Source organism: Sphingomonas sp. CFBP 8765 (genome assembly GCF_014841445.1).
GTDB classification, from domain to species: Bacteria; Pseudomonadota; Alphaproteobacteria; order Sphingomonadales; family Sphingomonadaceae; genus Sphingomonas; species Sphingomonas aerolata.
The window spans coordinates 347,920-362,797 of record NZ_JACYTY010000001.1 but is presented as its reverse complement, the minus strand read 5'-3'; the positions used below and the strand labels follow the sequence as shown (position 1 = coordinate 362,797).

General features: G+C 69.1%; 13 protein-coding genes. 12 read left to right on the top strand and 1 reads right to left on the bottom strand.

The genetic code is table 11. The annotated features are described in order from the left end of the window. Nucleotide 1: 1 nt before the first annotated feature. From ftsA to IFT87_RS01755, 4 genes are all read left to right on the top strand, one after another. Nucleotides 2-1,264 carry a cell division protein FtsA gene (gene ftsA / locus IFT87_RS01770; protein ID WP_031393123.1) on the top strand — a complete coding sequence of 421 codons (1,263 nt, stop codon included), beginning with the start codon at nucleotides 2-4 and terminating at the stop codon, nucleotides 1,262-1,264. Between the two features lie 114 nt (nucleotides 1,265-1,378). Further along, the gene (gene ftsZ / locus IFT87_RS01765) at nucleotides 1,379-2,977 is read left to right on the top strand and encodes a cell division protein FtsZ (protein WP_037528396.1); all 1,599 of its coding nucleotides are present in this window, start codon (nucleotides 1,379-1,381) and stop codon (nucleotides 2,975-2,977) included. 112 nt (nucleotides 2,978-3,089) lie between these two features. After that, the gene (locus IFT87_RS20265) at nucleotides 3,090-5,282 is read left to right on the top strand and encodes an SPOR domain-containing protein (RefSeq protein WP_192007283.1); all 2,193 of its coding nucleotides are present in this window, start codon (nucleotides 3,090-3,092) and stop codon (nucleotides 5,280-5,282) included. Then, nucleotides 5,279-6,445, top strand: a complete 1,167-nt coding sequence (locus tag IFT87_RS01755) for a deoxyguanosinetriphosphate triphosphohydrolase (protein WP_192007281.1) — start codon at nucleotides 5,279-5,281, stop codon at nucleotides 6,443-6,445. Before IFT87_RS20265 ends, IFT87_RS01755 begins: the two co-directional genes overlap by 4 nt. Before the next feature lie 58 nt (nucleotides 6,446-6,503). On the opposite strand, the gene IFT87_RS01750 is transcribed toward IFT87_RS01755, so the two are convergent. Next, nucleotides 6,504-6,797 carry a hypothetical protein gene (locus tag IFT87_RS01750; RefSeq protein WP_037531548.1) on the bottom strand — a complete coding sequence of 98 codons (294 nt, stop codon included), beginning with the start codon at nucleotides 6,795-6,797 and terminating at the stop codon, nucleotides 6,504-6,506. Between the two features lie 204 nt (nucleotides 6,798-7,001). Here IFT87_RS01750 and IFT87_RS01745 point away from each other — a divergent pair, with 204 nt between their 5' ends. The 8 genes from IFT87_RS01745 to IFT87_RS01710 all read left to right on the top strand — a co-directional run bounded on the left by IFT87_RS01745 (nucleotide 7,002) and on the right by IFT87_RS01710 (nucleotide 14,878). Further along, on the top strand, nucleotides 7,002-8,432 hold the full coding sequence (locus tag IFT87_RS01745) for a DUF1800 domain-containing protein (protein WP_192007279.1): 1,431 nt from the start codon (nucleotides 7,002-7,004) through the stop codon (nucleotides 8,430-8,432). Between the two features lie 3 nt (nucleotides 8,433-8,435). After that, a complete protein-coding gene (locus IFT87_RS01740; protein WP_192007278.1) occupies nucleotides 8,436-9,590 on the top strand; it encodes a DUF1501 domain-containing protein in 1,155 nt (384 codons plus the stop codon). 78 nt (nucleotides 9,591-9,668) lie between these two features. Continuing rightward, nucleotides 9,669-11,393, top strand: a complete 1,725-nt coding sequence (gene argS, locus IFT87_RS01735; protein WP_037530972.1) for an arginine--tRNA ligase — start codon at nucleotides 9,669-9,671, stop codon at nucleotides 11,391-11,393. Next, on the top strand, nucleotides 11,393-12,118 hold the full coding sequence (locus IFT87_RS01730; RefSeq protein WP_107045989.1) for an SPOR domain-containing protein: 726 nt from the start codon (nucleotides 11,393-11,395) through the stop codon (nucleotides 12,116-12,118). Before argS ends, IFT87_RS01730 begins: the two co-directional genes overlap by 1 nt. 59 nt (nucleotides 12,119-12,177) lie before the next feature. Then, a complete protein-coding gene (locus tag IFT87_RS01725; RefSeq protein WP_192007276.1) occupies nucleotides 12,178-13,200 on the top strand; it encodes a glycoside hydrolase family 3 protein in 1,023 nt (340 codons plus the stop codon). A gap of 43 nt (nucleotides 13,201-13,243) precedes the next feature. Continuing rightward, complete coding sequence (locus IFT87_RS01720; RefSeq protein WP_249403155.1) at nucleotides 13,244-14,002, top strand: segregation and condensation protein A; 759 nt, start codon at nucleotides 13,244-13,246, stop codon at nucleotides 14,000-14,002. Further along, nucleotides 13,999-14,610 carry an SMC-Scp complex subunit ScpB gene (gene scpB / locus IFT87_RS01715; protein ID WP_166747588.1) on the top strand — a complete coding sequence of 204 codons (612 nt, stop codon included), beginning with the start codon at nucleotides 13,999-14,001 and terminating at the stop codon, nucleotides 14,608-14,610. Before IFT87_RS01720 ends, scpB begins: the two co-directional genes overlap by 4 nt. 28 nt (nucleotides 14,611-14,638) lie before the next feature. Then, the gene (locus IFT87_RS01710) at nucleotides 14,639-14,878 is read left to right on the top strand and encodes a twin-arginine translocase TatA/TatE family subunit (protein WP_031394888.1); all 240 of its coding nucleotides are present in this window, start codon (nucleotides 14,639-14,641) and stop codon (nucleotides 14,876-14,878) included.

Below are 14,878 nucleotides of genomic sequence, written 5' to 3'. Positions count from 1 at the left end.
CATGGCGAAGGTGGCACCGGAAGGGCTGATCACGGCGCTCGATATCGGGTCGTCGAAGGTTTCGGCGATGATCGCGCAAAAGGGGGATGGCGGCGAGCTGATCGTGCTCGGCACCGGGCAGCGCGAGAGCCGCGGCGTCAAGCGCGGCTATATCGCCGACATGGCGACGACCGAGGCGGCGGTACGCGAAGCGGTCGAGCAGGCCGAACGGATCGCCGGGATCAACATCGAGAATGTCTGGGTTGGTTTCTCGGCCGGCGGACTGGTGTCCGACGTCGCCGAGGTCGAGTTCGAACTGGGCGGCCACCGCGTCGAGCAGCAGGATATCGACGCGCTGCTCGCAGCAGGTCGCAATTCCATCGATCCGCAGGGGCGGATGGTGCTGCACGCGCAGCCTGCGCTCTACACGCTCGACGGGCTGACGGGCGTAAAGACGCCGCTCGGGCTGCATGCCGACCGGCTTGGCGTGCATATCCATGTCGTGGCCGCAGACGGTTCGCCGGTGCGCAATCTCGATCTGTGCGTGCGTTCGGCGCATCTCGAAGTGAAGTCGATCATCGCCTCGCCGGTCGCGACGGGGCTTGCGTGCCTGAGCGACGAGGAGCGCGAGCTTGGTGTCGCGCTGGTCGAGATGGGGGCGGGGATCACCAATGTCTCGCTGTTCGCGGGCGGCATGCTCGTCGGGCTGACCTCGATCCCGATCGGCGCGCAGGACATCACCGACGACATCGCCAGCGCGTTCGGCACGCGGCGGCAGAATGCCGAGCGGATGAAGTGCTTCCATGGATCCGCCAATGCCTCCCCGCGCGACAATCACGACATGATACCGGTCATGCCGATCTCGGCCGAGGACGGCGCGGGCGAGGGCGCGCAGATCACCAAGGCGCAGTTGATCAGCGTCATCCGCCAGCGGCTCGAACATCAGATGGGCGAGGTGCGCAATGCGCTGAGCACGCTCAAGTTCGAGGGGCCGGTGGGGCGCCAGGTCGTGCTGACAGGCGGCGGCGCGGAGCTGAAGGGCATTGCCGATTATGCGCAACAGGCGCTCGGGCGGTCGGTCCGGATCGGCCGACCGCGCGGATTGACCGCTCTGCCCGAGGCGCATGGCGGACCGGCATTTGCGACGTTAGCGGGGTTGGCCTTCTATGCGGCGACCGATCCGATCGACCTGCGCGGTATTGCACCGCAGCGGACGATCGTTCACCGGCCGAAGGGAATCGGCATGGTCCGCAAGTTGATTCAGGCGGCACGCGCGAATTATTGAGAGTTTCGAAACGGCTGACGCTATTTCGGCTGGAACAGCCGGTAGCGTTGGTGCACACAGGTTAATCAGGGGCCCGGCCGTAGCGTATCACCGGGATGGGCGGAGAAGCAGGCGATGAGCATCGAATTTCTGAGTCCCGAAGTGGACGAGCTGGCCCCCCGCATCGCGGTGATCGGGGTCGGTGGCGCGGGCGGTAACGCGATCGCGAACATGATGAGGGCCGACGTCCAGGGCGTCGACTTCCTCGTCGCCAATACCGACGCGCAGGCGCTCAAGCAGTCGACCGCGCCGCAGCGGATCCAGCTGGGCACCAAGATCACGCAGGGCCTCGGTGCCGGCTCGCGTCCCGAGATCGGCCGCGCGGCCGCCGAGGAGACGATCGACCAGCTCGCCAAGATGCTCGAAGGCGCGCACATGTGCTTCATCACCGCCGGCATGGGCGGCGGCACCGGCACGGGTGCCGCCCCGGTCATCGCCAAGGCGGCGCGCGACATGGGCATCCTGACCGTCGGCGTGGTCACCAAGCCGTTCGCGTTCGAGGGCAATCGTCGCGCCAAGTCGGCCGATGGCGGCATCGAGGAACTGCAGAAGTACGTCGATACGCTGATCGTCATTCCGAACCAGAATCTGTTCCTGATCGCCAACGCGAACACGACCTTCAAGGAAGCGTTCTCGATGGCGGACGAGGTGCTGCAGCAGGGCGTGCGCAGCATCACCGACCTGATGGTCATGCCTGGCCTCATCAACCTCGACTTTGCCGACGTCCGTTCGGTGATGCAGGAGATGGGCAAGGCGATGATGGGCACCGGCGAGGCGAGCGGCGACAACCGCGCGCTCGAGGCTGCGCAGAAGGCGATCTCCAACCCGCTGCTCGACGGCGTCAGCATGCAGGGTGCCAAGGGCGTGATCATCTCGATCACCGGCGGCGACGACATGCGCCTGCTCGAAGTCGACGAAGCCGCGAATCACATTCGCGACCTGGTCGATCCCGATGCCAACATCATCTGGGGTTCGGCGTTCAACCAGGAGCTGGAAGGCAAGATCCGCGTCTCGGTCGTCGCGACCGGGATCGATGCGGACGCCAAGCCCGCCGTCGCGCCCGAGCCGACGCGTTCGTTCAGCTTCGGCATGGGCCGGAAGAACGACGAATCGACGTCGTTCCGTCCGAGCGAGCCCGCGGCACCGACCGGCACGGGCGACGAGCCGCTCGACCTGTCGAGCGCGGACGCGGTACAGTCCGGCACCACCGACGAGGAACTCGTCCTGGGTCAGGACAAGATGGTCCCAGCCGCACCGGCCGCACCGCAGTCCTATGCCCCTGCGCCGACACAGTCTGCGCCCGCACCCGCCCCGGTGCAGCCGCCGGTCCAGGCTCAGCCTGCGCCGCAGCCGACCGCGCGCACGCCACAGGCGCCTGCCTATCAGGCTCCGCCGCGCTCCTACGCGGACGATCGTTATGCCGCTCCCACGCCCGCGGCCCCGGCGCCGATGCCGGCTGCGGACGAGGGTGGTGCACGCCGTCGCTGGCTCGCCCCGGGTGCGGAAGCTGCGCCCGAGGCTGCCACACCGGCGACGCCGCGCGTCAAGCTCGGTGGTACGCTGTTCGAGCGCATGTCGAATGCGGCGCGCGGCGCGGCCAAGGAAGACGGCGAGGCGGCCTCGACCGATCCGCTCGACATTCCGCGCTTCCTGCACCGCCAGAACAACCAGTAACGGCCTGCACAAAGGGGCGCGCCGGTTCGTCGCCGGCGCGCCCCGTCCTGGCGCGTAGCGCGCCGCGACATGTTGCCCGTTCCCGCGCGCTCGGGTCTAGCTACGGGCACCCATGATCTTCCCGACCCATCATCTCCTGACCGCCGCGCTCGCGCTGGTTCTGGTCACCGCCCCGAGCGGCGCGCGGGCGCAGGAAGTCGTCCAGCCCCTGCCCGGAACGACCGACGCGGATCGCCTCGGCGATACGATGCGGCAGCTCGCGTCAAACCCCCGCAACGTCGATGCACTGGTCCGCGCGGGGGATCTGTCGATCGGGCTCGGTGATCTGAGCGGTGCCGCGGCACTGTTCGCGCGCGCCGAGAAGGTCGATCCGCGCAACGGCCGGGTGAAGGCCGGCATGGCCTCGATCCTGGTCCGCTCCGAGCGACCGGGCGAGGCGCTGCGCTATTTCGCGCAGGCCGAGGCGTTCGGGCTCCAGCCGCGCTATTATGCCGCGGATCGTGGGCTGGCCTATGACCTGATCGGCGAACAGGATCGGGCCCAGCGCGACTATCGTGTCGCGTTGCGCGATGCCCCCGATGACGAGACTGTCCGGCGTTACGCCCTGTCACTCGGCATATCCGGCAAGCGTGATCTGGCGCTGCAGCAGCTCGACCCGCTGGTCCTCAAGAAGGACCGCGGGGCGTGGCGCGCGCGTGCGTTCATCCTGGCGATGAACAACGACGTGCGCGGCGCAGAGACGATCGTCACGACGATGATGCCCGGGGCTGCGGCCCGCGGTCTGCAGCCCTTTTTCCAGCGTCTGCCATTGCTTGCCCCGGCAGATCGCGCCTTTGCAGTACATTTCGGCGAAGTGCATGCGACGCCGCAGCGGATCGCCGATGCGCGGATGACGCCGGTCCTGCCGCAACTGGGTGCCGATCCGACCGCGCCGGTGATGCTCGCGGCGGCCGAGCCGCAGCCCGCACCCCAGCCGACGGGCCGTGCCAAGGCGGCCGCCGATCGATCGGCTACCCGCCGCGACAAGACCGCACGGTCGGGTCGCGTCGAAGTCGCTGCTGTGACGCCGACCCCTACGACCACGCCGACTCCGTCGCCAACGCCTTCGCCCGTCCGCCCGACTGCAACCGCGCAAGCGTCCGCGCCGATGGTCATGGTCCAGCCGCTGCCCAAGCCGCCGGTGGTGCTGGCATCGACACAGCCGGTCCAGCGGCCGACCGGTCCTGCAGCGACCACGACGCTCCCCCCGTCCGCGCCGACATCGACCTTCGTCCAGCCCTTGCCGGCCCGGACGACGTCGGTCGCGGCGGTGGACGCGAACCGGGTGTCGCAGGCAAGCTTGGCGGCGTCTTCGCCGACCCGCGCGCCCGATACGCCCGGTGCGCTGCCCTCTGCGATCGTCGCGCAGATGGCGGCGTTGCCGACCGCTCCGGCGACGACCGCTGGAACGACGCCGCCGATGATTCCGCGGACCACGACGGCCCCGGTCACGGTGTCGTCGGCTGTCCCGACCACGCCAGCGGCGGCGGGTGTCGCCGCTACAACGCTTCCGGCGACGCCCGCCGCCGTCGCGCCCGGCATCGCGGTGCCCCCGACGCAGGTCGCGGTCTCCGCCACGCCTGCTGCGACCGGGCGGACCATCCCCGTCAGCGAGGATTCGATCCTCGCACGGATCATTGCCGGGCTGTCGATCCCGGCATCCGAACTCGGCGTCGCGCCGATCGCTCGGGCTGCACCCGTGATGCCGGCAACGGCCTCCGGGGCCGGCGCGGGCGACGACGCCGGCGCACGCGCCCTCGCCGACGCCAAGGCCAAGGCGGAGCGCGATACCGCCGCCCAGGAGGCGGCGCTGGCTGCGACCCGGCTCGCGGATGCGAAGGCGGCACGCGCGAAGCTGGCGGCGGACAAGAAGATCGCCGACCGCAAGGCGATCGCCGACAAGAAGATTGCCGCCGAGAAGAAGGCCGCCGCCGAGAAGAAGGCGATCGCCGACAAGGCAGCGGCAGAAGAGAAGCGGATCGCGCGCGCCAACCCCGAACGCATCTGGGTCCAGGTGTCGACCGGCGCGACCGAGGGTGACCTGCCCAAGGCGTGGAAGGGTGTGAAGGCGAAGGCGCCGACGGTCGTCGGAACGCGCGGCGGCTGGACGGCGCCGTGGGGCGCAACGAACCGCGTGCTGGCGGGGCCGTTCAAGACCGCCGCGGAGGCGCGGACCTTCGTCAATGCGCTCGCCAAGGAGGGCGTCTCGACCTTCTCCTTCACCAGCGATGCCGGTCAGGTCGTCACGAAGTTGCCCGCCAAGTGAGCGCGCGTGCGCCCTGGGCTTCGGACCCGGCGCGAAGCAAAGGTCGGCTTCACGAGGAACAGAACGGGACCGTCCGCGGCCCGCGCGACGCGTTCCAGCGTGATCGCGACCGGATCATCCACTCGATCAGCTTTCGCCGGCTGCGCCACAAGACACAGGTCTTCATGGCGCCCGACGGCGATCATTTCCGCGTCAGGCTGACCCATAGTCTCGAGGTCGCGCAGATCGGCCGTGCGGTCGCGCGCACGCTCGCGCTCAACGAGGATCTGACGGAGGCGCTGTGCCTGGCGCATGACATCGGCCATCCGCCGTTCGGTCATGCCGGCGAGGATGCGCTCAAGATCGCGCTGACCGGGCAGGGCGGGTTCGACCATAATGGCCACACGCTGCGGACGCTCACCGAGATCGAGCGTCCCTATCCGCGCTGGAACGGGCTGAACCTGACCTGGGAAACGCTCGAAGGGCTGGCCAAGCATAATGGCCCCGTCCGCCATCCCGGCTGGGCGCTGCGCGTGGCGGACTCGGCCTTCGATCTTGCGCTGACGAGCTTCTCGTCGCTCGAGGCGCAGGTCGCGGCAATCGCCGACGACATCGCCTATGACAATCACGACATTGACGACGGGCTGCGCGCGGGATTGCTGACGCTCGACCAACTGATGGCGGTCCCGCTGATTGCGCGCGGCTGGGACGATACCTGCGCACGCTTCCCCGATGTCGAGCCGAAGCGGCTGATGGGTGAACTGGTGCGCTCGCAGATCGGCACGATGGCCAACGACCTGATCGCCGAGACACGCCGCCGGATTGCGGCAAGCGGTGTCACCAGCGTCGAGGACGTGCGCGACGCGGGTGAATGCCTGGTGGGGTTCTCCGACTCGATGCGCGAGGAAGAGCGCGATCTGAAGCGGTTCATGTACGCGAACCTGTATCATCATCCGCGCCAGATTGCCGCGGCGGATGCCGCATACGGGATCGTGACTGGGCTGTTCGCGATCTATCGCGACGATCCCGGCACGATCCCCGAGGAATGGCGCGACCGCCTGCCCGAGGCGGATCCGGATCGCAGCCGGCACATCGCCGACTTCATCGCCGGCATGACCGATCGCTATGCCATCTCGCGCTACCGCGAGCTGGTCGGGCCGATCGATCTGCCCGAGGGGTTCTGAAGCCCGGCCGATTTCGCGGGATCAATGTCCACGCGAAATCGGCTGAGCCGCCAGTGTCTTAGCGTGCGACGGCGGCGATACCGCCGGCCGCGCCCGATGCTTCGGTCGTCGCGAAGGCGACCGGCACGCCGCCCGCCGTACCCGACACGCGGTCGCCGCGCACGATCAGGTGAAACGCCTGGCCCGACGGGAATCGGCGGCCGTTGATGACCTGGCGGCCGTTCTCGACGCTGCTGGTGTAGACATAGGTGCTGCCTTCATACTCGAAGGACTGCTTGGCTTCCTTGGCCATGCCGATCGTCGAGGTGAGGGCGGCCGCCGCGGCGGCGAGGACGTATACGGTCTTGCGCATGATATGTGCTCCGCAGTGAAAGATCGTACCGGGCGCAATCGGGTGGTCACCCAGCTTTGATGCCCTGGAGATATTGCGGTGCAGCATAAGCAGCAATTGCAAAGGAGTCCGTCGCACTTGCACGGCGTGCACGGCAACCATTCGCCGCGATTGGCATAATCCTGCGACACTCCCGGGCTAGGACCAGACTGCAGGAGATGACGGATGACCCAGGCGAGCATCGCATTGAACCGGTTCGGAATTGGTGCGCGACCCGACGAGGTGGTCGGTAACGGCAGGGACTGGCTATCGGCGCAGATGCCGGCGTTTGCGATCCGCCCGCCGGCGATTGCCGCCGCCCCTGACAGCGCGCGTGTTGCCGCCGATCTTGCCAGCTATCAACAGGCGCAGCGCGCGGCTCGCGCGGCCGCACCGCCGCCGGATGCCATGCGCACCGCGTCGGCGACACCGCCGGTGCGCAGCGACGCGGTGCGGGCCGCACGGCAGGCGATGGGGAAGCAGGCGCGGGACGATTATGGCGCTGCGGTTGCCGCCCGCGCGATCGCCGCGCTCACCACGCAGACCCCGTTCGTCGAGCGGCTCGTGCATTTCTGGGCGAATCACTTTGCGGTGTCGGCCGACCGGCTGACGGTGGTCGGGCTGGCGGGGACGCTCGAGTTCGAGGCGATCCGGCCACATGTGCTGGGCCGGTTCGGCGACATGCTGGCGGCGGTCGAACGGCACCCGGCAATGCTGCTCTATCTCGACCAAGCGGTATCGGTCGGACCGAACAGCGCGCTCGGCATGCGGGTCGCGGCGCGGGGCGGGCGCAAGGTCGGGCTGAACGAAAACCTCGCGCGCGAGATCCTCGAACTGCACACGCTGGGGGTGCGCACCGGCTATGGTCAGGACGACGTCACCGAACTCGCGCGAGCGATGACGGGGTGGACGGTAGCGGGCCTCGGGCGTGGCGACGGACGGGATCAGGGCCCGGCGGGGCGGTTCCGGTTCGCGGCGGCGGTCCACGAACCTGGCGTGCGGACCGTGCTCGGCAAACGCTATGGCGAGGATGGCGAGGACCAGGCGCGGGCTGTTTTGCGCGACCTGGCGGTGAACCCGGCGACCGCGACGCATGTCGCGACCAAGCTTGCCCGGCATTTCGCCGGTGACGTGCCGCCGCCGGCGATGGTCGCGCGCTTGCGGGCCGCCTTCCTCGAGACGGGCGGCGACCTGCCGAGCGTGTACCGCGCGCTGATCGCATCGCCCGAGGCCTGGATCGAGACGCCGGTGAAATTTAATACGCCCTGGGAATGGTCGATCGCGGCGATGCGCGCGCTGGGCATGACGACCGTTCAGCCGGGCGCGATCGCCGGCCTGCTGACTCAGCTCGGCCAGCCGGTGTGGAAGCCCGGACAGCCGGCCGGCTATGATGATATCGCCGCGAGTTGGGCGGGGCCGGATGCGGTGATGCGCCGGGTCGAGGCGGCGGAGCGGTTCGCGTCGCGCGCGGGCGGGGCGATCGATGCCCGCAGACTGGCGGCGACGCTGTTCCCCGGATCGGTGAGCGCCGCCACGACCGAGGCGCTGGCGCGCGCCGAAAGCCCCGGGCAGGCGCTCGCGCTGCTGCTCGTCGCACCCGAATCGATGCGGAGATAAGCCATGCTCGATCGTCGCCACGTCATCACTTCCGCCATGCTCGGCGGCCTCGCCGGCGCCTTTGCACCGCGCATGGCCTTTGCCCGCGCCGCCACCGCCAGGCGGTTCGTCTTCATCATCCAGCGTGGCGCGGCCGACGGGCTGGGGACGATCGGTGCGATCGGCGACCCGGCCTTCGCGGGCGTCCGCGGCGATCTCGCCGCCGACGTCGCGTCGGGCACCAGGCTCGACGGCCTGTTCGCATTGCATCCCGCGCTGGCGACGACCGCTGGCCTCTATGCGCGCAAGGAGGCGGTGTTCGCGCATGCGATCGCGTCCCCCTATCGCGACCGATCGCATTTCGATGGGCAGAACGTCCTCGAGACGGGCGGCGCCACCGCCTATCAGGTCAAGGACGGCTGGCTCAATCGCCTGCTCGACCTGCTGCCCGCGGACTCCGCGCGCGGCATCGCGGTCGCCGCGACCGTGCCGATGGCGCTGCGCGGCCGGCGGGAGGTCGCCTCCTATGCGCCGTCGAACCTGCCCGATGCGTCCGACGACCTGCTCCAGCGCGTCGCGATGCTGTATCAGGGCGACGCACAGCTTCATGGCCTGTGGAGCGAGGCGATGGCGACGCGGAGCCTGACCAGCGATCTCGCGCAGGCGAACGGCCAGAATGCGGCGGCGACGGGTACGCTCGCCGCGCGCCTGATCGCGCCGGCGAACGGCGCCCGCATCGCGATGATCGAGACCGGCGGCTGGGACACGCATGCCGGCCAGCGCGGGCGCCTAGCCGCACTGCTGAAGGGCCTCGATGCGATGATCGGCGCGTTGCAGACGGGGCTCGGTCCGCTTTGGGCGGAGACGATGGTCCTTGTCGCGACCGAGTTCGGGCGGACCGTCGCGGTCAACGGGACCGGCGGCACCGATCACGGGACGGGCGCGTCGGCGATGGTGCTGGGCGGCGTGGTCGCGGGCGGGCGCGTGATCGCCGACTGGCCGGGGCTGGGGGCAGGGGCGCTTTACGAGGGGCGGGACCTCAGGCCGACGATGGCGCTCGACGCGTTCATCGGCGGTGCGGTCGCGGCGCATTTCGGCGTCGAGCCCGGCCGCGCGATGGCGACGCTGTTTCCGGCCAGCGCCGGGACCCTGGCGATCGAAGGGCTGGTCCGCACCTGACCGGGCCGGTGCGGGATGAATTGAGCCCGGCCCTGCTTTGGGCTAGAGCCCCCGCTTCCTTACGATACCGGAATTGTCATGACGCTCTATACCCGCTTCGCCGCGCATATCGATGCGGCGCTCGACACGCTGACCGAGGCGGGATTGTTGCCGGCCGGGCTCGACCGCAAGAACGTGACGGTCGAGCCGCCGCGCGATGCAAGCCACGGCGATCTCGCGACCAACGCGGCGATGGTGCTGGCCAAGCCCGCCAAGACCAACCCGCGCGTGCTGGCGGATGCGCTGGTCGTCGAACTCGGCAAGATCGAGTCCGTCGACAGCGCGAGCGTGGCGGGACCGGGCTTCATCAACATGAAGCTGACCGACGATGCCTGGCGCGGCGAGCTGGCCGCGGTGCCGGTCGCAGGCGCCGATTACGGGCGCTCTACGCTGGGCGACGGGATCACCGTCAACATCGAATATGTGTCGGCGAACCCGACCGGACCGATGCACATGGGGCATTGCCGGGGCGCAGTGGTCGGCGACGCGCTGGCCAGCCTGCTCGAATTTGCCGGGCACCGGGTGATCCGCGAATATTATGTCAATGATGCCGGTGGGCAGGTCGATGTGCTCGCGCGCTCGGTCCATCTGCGGTACCGCGAGGCGCTGGGCGAGACCGTGACGATCCCCGAGGGCCTGTATCCCGGCGATTACCTCGTGCCGATCGGCCAGGCGCTGGCGAGCGAATATGGCGACCGGTTCGTCGGCGCGCCCGAAAGCGACTGGCTGGCGATGTTCCGGACGCGTGCGGTCGCGGCGATGATGGTGATGATCCGCGCCGATCTCGCGCTGCTCGGGATCGAGCATGAGGTGTTCTCCTCCGAGGCGGAGCTGCAGGCGCTCGGCAAGCCCGAGGCGGCGGAGGCCGAATTGCGGTCGCGCGATCTGGTCTATGACGGCGTGCTCGAGGCGCCCAAGGGCGAGATGGCGGACGACTGGGAGCCGGTCGAGCTGCCGCTGTTCCGCTCGACGCAGTTCGGCGACGACCAGGATCGGCCGATCAAGAAGTCGAACGGGTCCTGGACCTATTTCGGTGCCGACCTCGCCTATCATTTCCAGAAGAGCCAGACCGCCGACCAGTTGATCGACATCTGGGGCGCGGATCACGGTGGCACGGTCAAGCGGATCGTCGCGGGCGTGGCCGCGCTGACCGGCGGCAAGACTCGGTTCGACGTCAAGCTGGTCCAGATGGTCCGGCTGCTGCGCAATGGCGAGCCGGTGAAGATGTCGAAGCGGTCGGGCAATTTCGTCACGCTCGCCGATGTCGTGAACGAGGTCGGCAAGGATGTCGTGCGCTTCACGATGCTGACGCGGCGGTCGGATGCGCAGATGGACTTCGACTTCGCCAAGGTGGTCGAGGCGTCGAAGGACAATCCGGTCTTCTACGTCCAATATGCGCATGCACGGATCGCGTCGCTGCACCGGCGCGCGGACGAGGCGGGAATCGCCGCGATCGAGGCGGACCTGTCCCGGCTTGATACGGACGAGCTTGCGCTGATGAAGCTCGCCAGCCAGTTCCCGCGAATCGTCGAAACCGCCGCCACGGCGCGCGAGCCGCACCGGATCGCGTTCTATCTCTACGACTTGGCCGCCGCGTTCCATGCGCTGTGGAATGTCGGCAACGATCGGCCCGAGCGGCGCTTCCTGGTGGTCGAGGATCCCGGCGCCACGGCGGCACGGCTTTTCTTGGCGGACGCAATCGGGCAGATCATCCGCAACGGCCTTGCCATCATGGGCGTCGAGGCGGTTTCGGAGTTGAACTGATGGCCGACGAGATGAACCTGCGCGAGGAAGATCGACTGCCCTGGCTGGAGACGATCGAGTCGGACGATCGTGACGGCCCGCCGATCGCGCGTGTCGTCGCGCTGGTCGTGCTGGGGCTGGGTCTGCTCGCGGCGATCATCTTCGGGGTCTACACGCTGCAGAACCGCGTGCCGTCGGGCGACGGCCAGCTGATCGCCGCGCCAGCGACGCCGTACAAGGTCAAGCCCGACGCGGTCGGCGGCCTCAAGGTCAATGGCGAAGGCGACAGCGCGATCGCCACCAGCGCGGGCAAGGGTGCTGGCAATGGTGCGATCGACCTGACGGGCGTGCCCGAGGCGCCGGTCGCCGGACGCCGTGCGGTGGCGACGTCGACGGGGGCGGACGATCCTGCCGGCCGCAACGCGGTGGCGCAGGTGCCTGCATCGGGCGGCCGGCTGGTCGCGGCCCCGCCGCTTCAGGCGCGGCCGGCAGCGGCGGGCCCCGTCGCGAGTGGATCGCTCGTTCAGCTCGGTGCCTTTCCGAGTGCTGCGGTGGCCAATTCGGCATGGACCAACTTCGCCAAGCGCTTCAGCTATCTCGCGCCGCTGAACAAGTTCGTCGAGCCGGTCGCACGCGGTGGCAACACGCTGTACCGGTTGCGCGTCGATGCGGGCAGCGCGAACCAGGCCGCCGATATCTGCGGACGGTTGCGCGTCGCCGGCGAAACCTGCTTCGTCGCCAGCTGATCGTCGCGCTGCGGCAGGTTGAACGTGACGACGCGGGGGCGGTTCGCTAGGCGAGGCGCATGAAGCCCGTCATCTTCGGCCTGTCCGGGCCCGTGCTCACCCCGCAGGAACGCGCATTCTTTGCCGAGTGCGTACCGGCCGGATATATCCTGTTCAAACGCAACGTCGTCGACCGCGCCCAGCTGCGCGCGCTGACGGATTCGCTGCGCGCGCTGGCGGGGCGCGACGACCTGGCGATCCTGATTGATCAGGAGGGCGGACGCGTCGCCCGGATGGGGCCGCCCGAATGGCCGAGTTTTCCGGCCGGACCCGTGTTCGACGCGGCCTATGACCGCGCGCCGATGACGGCGATCCAGGCAGCGCGCGCGAACGCCCAGGCGCTCGGGGTGATGCTGAGCGAGGTGGGGATCACTGTCGACTGCCTGCCGCTGCTCGACGTCGCGCAACCCGACACGACCGAGGCGGTCGCCTCGCGCGCGTTCGGGTCCGATCCGATGCGCGTCGCAGCGCTCGGGCGTGCCACGCTGGAGGGGCTGGCCGCGGGTGGTGTCGTCGGGGTCGTCAAGCACATGCCCGGCCATGGCCGCGCGCGCGTCGACACGCATCATCACCTGCCCACCGTCACCGCCACCGATGCCGAGCTCGAGGTCGATCTCGAACCCTTCCGCACGCTAAACCAGGCGCCGATGGGCATGACGTCGCATATCGTCTTTGACGCGTGGGACGCGGATCGCCCGGCGACACTGTCACCGGTCGTGATCGATCGGATCATCCGCGACCGCATCGGGTTCGACGGGCTGCTGATGACCGACGACATCGACATGAAGGCGCTGTCGGGCACCGCGGGCGACAAGGCGGCGGGCGCGATCGCGGCAGGATGTGACCTGGTCCTCGACTGCTGGGCGCGCATGGACGAGATGGTCGAGATTTCCGGCCGGCTGGGTCCGATCTCCGCGGTGGGGCGGGCGCGTCTCGACCGCGCGATGGCGTCGGTGGGCCCCGCACAGGGACGGTTCGACGACCTGATCGCGACCCGCGATGCGCTGCTGGACCGGGCCATGCAGGACCCGGCCGGAGACTGATCGCCTCGCGCGACGGCACGAGCGGGCTGCGACGGATGCGCGGATGCTGTACGCAGCGCGGATGGACGATGCACAGCTGACGCTGGATCTGGATGGATGGGAGGGACCGCTCGACCTGCTGCTGTCGCTCGCGCGCACGCAGCGGGTCGATCTGCGGACGATCTCGATCCTGTCGCTGGTCGAGCAGTATCTCGCTTATGTCGATGATGCGCACACGCTCAAACTCGAACTCGCCGCGGATTATCTCGTGATGGCGGCGTGGCTGGCCTATCTGAAATCGGCATTGCTGTTGCCCCGAGACCCGTCGGTCGAGCCCGATCCGGACGACCTCGCACGGCGTCTCCAGCACCGGCTCGAGCGGCTCGATGCGATGCGCGAAGCGGGGGCGCGGTTGATGGCGTGCGATAGGACGGGGCGCGACGTCTTCGTGCGCGGCGCACCCGAGGGGCTGCGGACCGTCCGCAAGGCGGTCTGGACGGCGGAGATCTTCGACCTGATCGCGGCATACGGACGGGTATCGGGGCGCACCCGGCCGGTGATGCACGTGGTTGCGGATCGTGCGGTCATGACGCTCGAGGCGGCGCTCGAGCGCGTGTCGATGATGGTCGGCGAGCGGCTCGACTGGAGCAGGATTGAGGCGTTCCTGCCTGCATCCGCGGTCGCGCCCGGCGCGGAGCGGTTTCGTCGGTCGGCCCTGGCGTCGAGTTTCGTTGCGGCGCTCGAACTGGCGCGGCAGGGGCGCGTCGAGCTGCGGCAGGCGGCGCCCTTTGCCCCGCTCTATCTGCGCGCCACGCCGGCATGACGCGGCCCGATGCGCTCGTCCGCGCAGTCGAGGCGGTGCTGTTCGCCGCCGACGCGCCGCTGACACTTGATGCGATCCGCGCGCATGTCGGGGCGATCGCGACGGCGCGCGACGTCCGGGCCGCGATCGAGGTGCTGGTCGAGGACTATACGGGGCGCGGCTTCAATATCGTCCGGCGCGGGGATCGGTGGCAGTTCCAGACCGCGCCCGACCTTGCCCATGTGCTGCGTCGCGAGTCCGAAGAGCCGCGGCGGCTGAGCCGGGCGGGGATCGAGACGCTGGCGATCATCGCCTATCACGAGCCCGTCACCCGCGCCGAGATCGAGGCGATCCGCGGCGTGCAGATTTCCAAAGGTGTGCTCGACGTACTGATGGAGGCGGACTGGGTCCGGCCCGCGGGGCGGCGCGAGGTCCCGGGGCGGCCGCTGCTCTATGCCACGACGGCCGCGTTCCTGGTGCATTTCGGGCTGAAGACCCGTCGCGACCTGCCGGGGATCGACGATCTGCGTGCTGCGGGGCTGCTCGATCCGGTCGATGTCGACGTCGAGGACCGTACAGATCGCGGCAGCCATGAAAGCACTGTGGCAAAGCGTGACGATGACGCCTAGATAGAGGCAGGTTTTCAGGAGAATTGTCATGGGCGGATTCAGCCCGATCCATCTGCTCGTTCTTGCGGTCGTCGCGATCCTCCTTCTGGGCGGCGGTCGGTTTTCCAGCCTGATGGGCGACGTTGCCAAGGGCGTTAAGAACTTCAAGAAGGGCATGGCCGAGCCTGACGACGAGACGCCGGCCAAGCCATCCGCGCGTATCGAAGCTCAGAAGACCGCCGATCCGGCCTTCGATCGCGACGGCAATCGCGTCCGCGAAGACCGCTGA

Coding starts and splice junctions, on each gene's coding strand:
- ftsA (WP_031393123.1), top strand. CDS start 2: ATGGCGAAGGTGGCACCGGAAGGGCTGATCACGGCGCTCGATATCGGG.
- ftsZ (WP_037528396.1), top strand. CDS start 1,379: ATGAGCATCGAATTTCTGAGTCCCGAAGTGGACGAGCTGGCCCCCCGC.
- IFT87_RS20265 (WP_192007283.1), top strand. CDS start 3,090: ATGATCTTCCCGACCCATCATCTCCTGACCGCCGCGCTCGCGCTGGTT.
- IFT87_RS01750 (WP_037531548.1), bottom strand. CDS start 6,797: ATGCGCAAGACCGTATACGTCCTCGCCGCCGCGGCGGCCGCCCTCACC.
- IFT87_RS01745 (WP_192007279.1), top strand. CDS start 7,002: ATGACCCAGGCGAGCATCGCATTGAACCGGTTCGGAATTGGTGCGCGA.
- IFT87_RS01740 (WP_192007278.1), top strand. CDS start 8,436: ATGCTCGATCGTCGCCACGTCATCACTTCCGCCATGCTCGGCGGCCTC.
- argS (WP_037530972.1), top strand. CDS start 9,669: ATGACGCTCTATACCCGCTTCGCCGCGCATATCGATGCGGCGCTCGAC.
- IFT87_RS01730 (WP_107045989.1), top strand. CDS start 11,393: ATGGCCGACGAGATGAACCTGCGCGAGGAAGATCGACTGCCCTGGCTG.
- IFT87_RS01725 (WP_192007276.1), top strand. CDS start 12,178: ATGAAGCCCGTCATCTTCGGCCTGTCCGGGCCCGTGCTCACCCCGCAG.
- IFT87_RS01720 (WP_249403155.1), top strand. CDS start 13,244: ATGCTGTACGCAGCGCGGATGGACGATGCACAGCTGACGCTGGATCTG.
- scpB (WP_166747588.1), top strand. CDS start 13,999: ATGACGCGGCCCGATGCGCTCGTCCGCGCAGTCGAGGCGGTGCTGTTC.
- IFT87_RS01710 (WP_031394888.1), top strand. CDS start 14,639: ATGGGCGGATTCAGCCCGATCCATCTGCTCGTTCTTGCGGTCGTCGCG.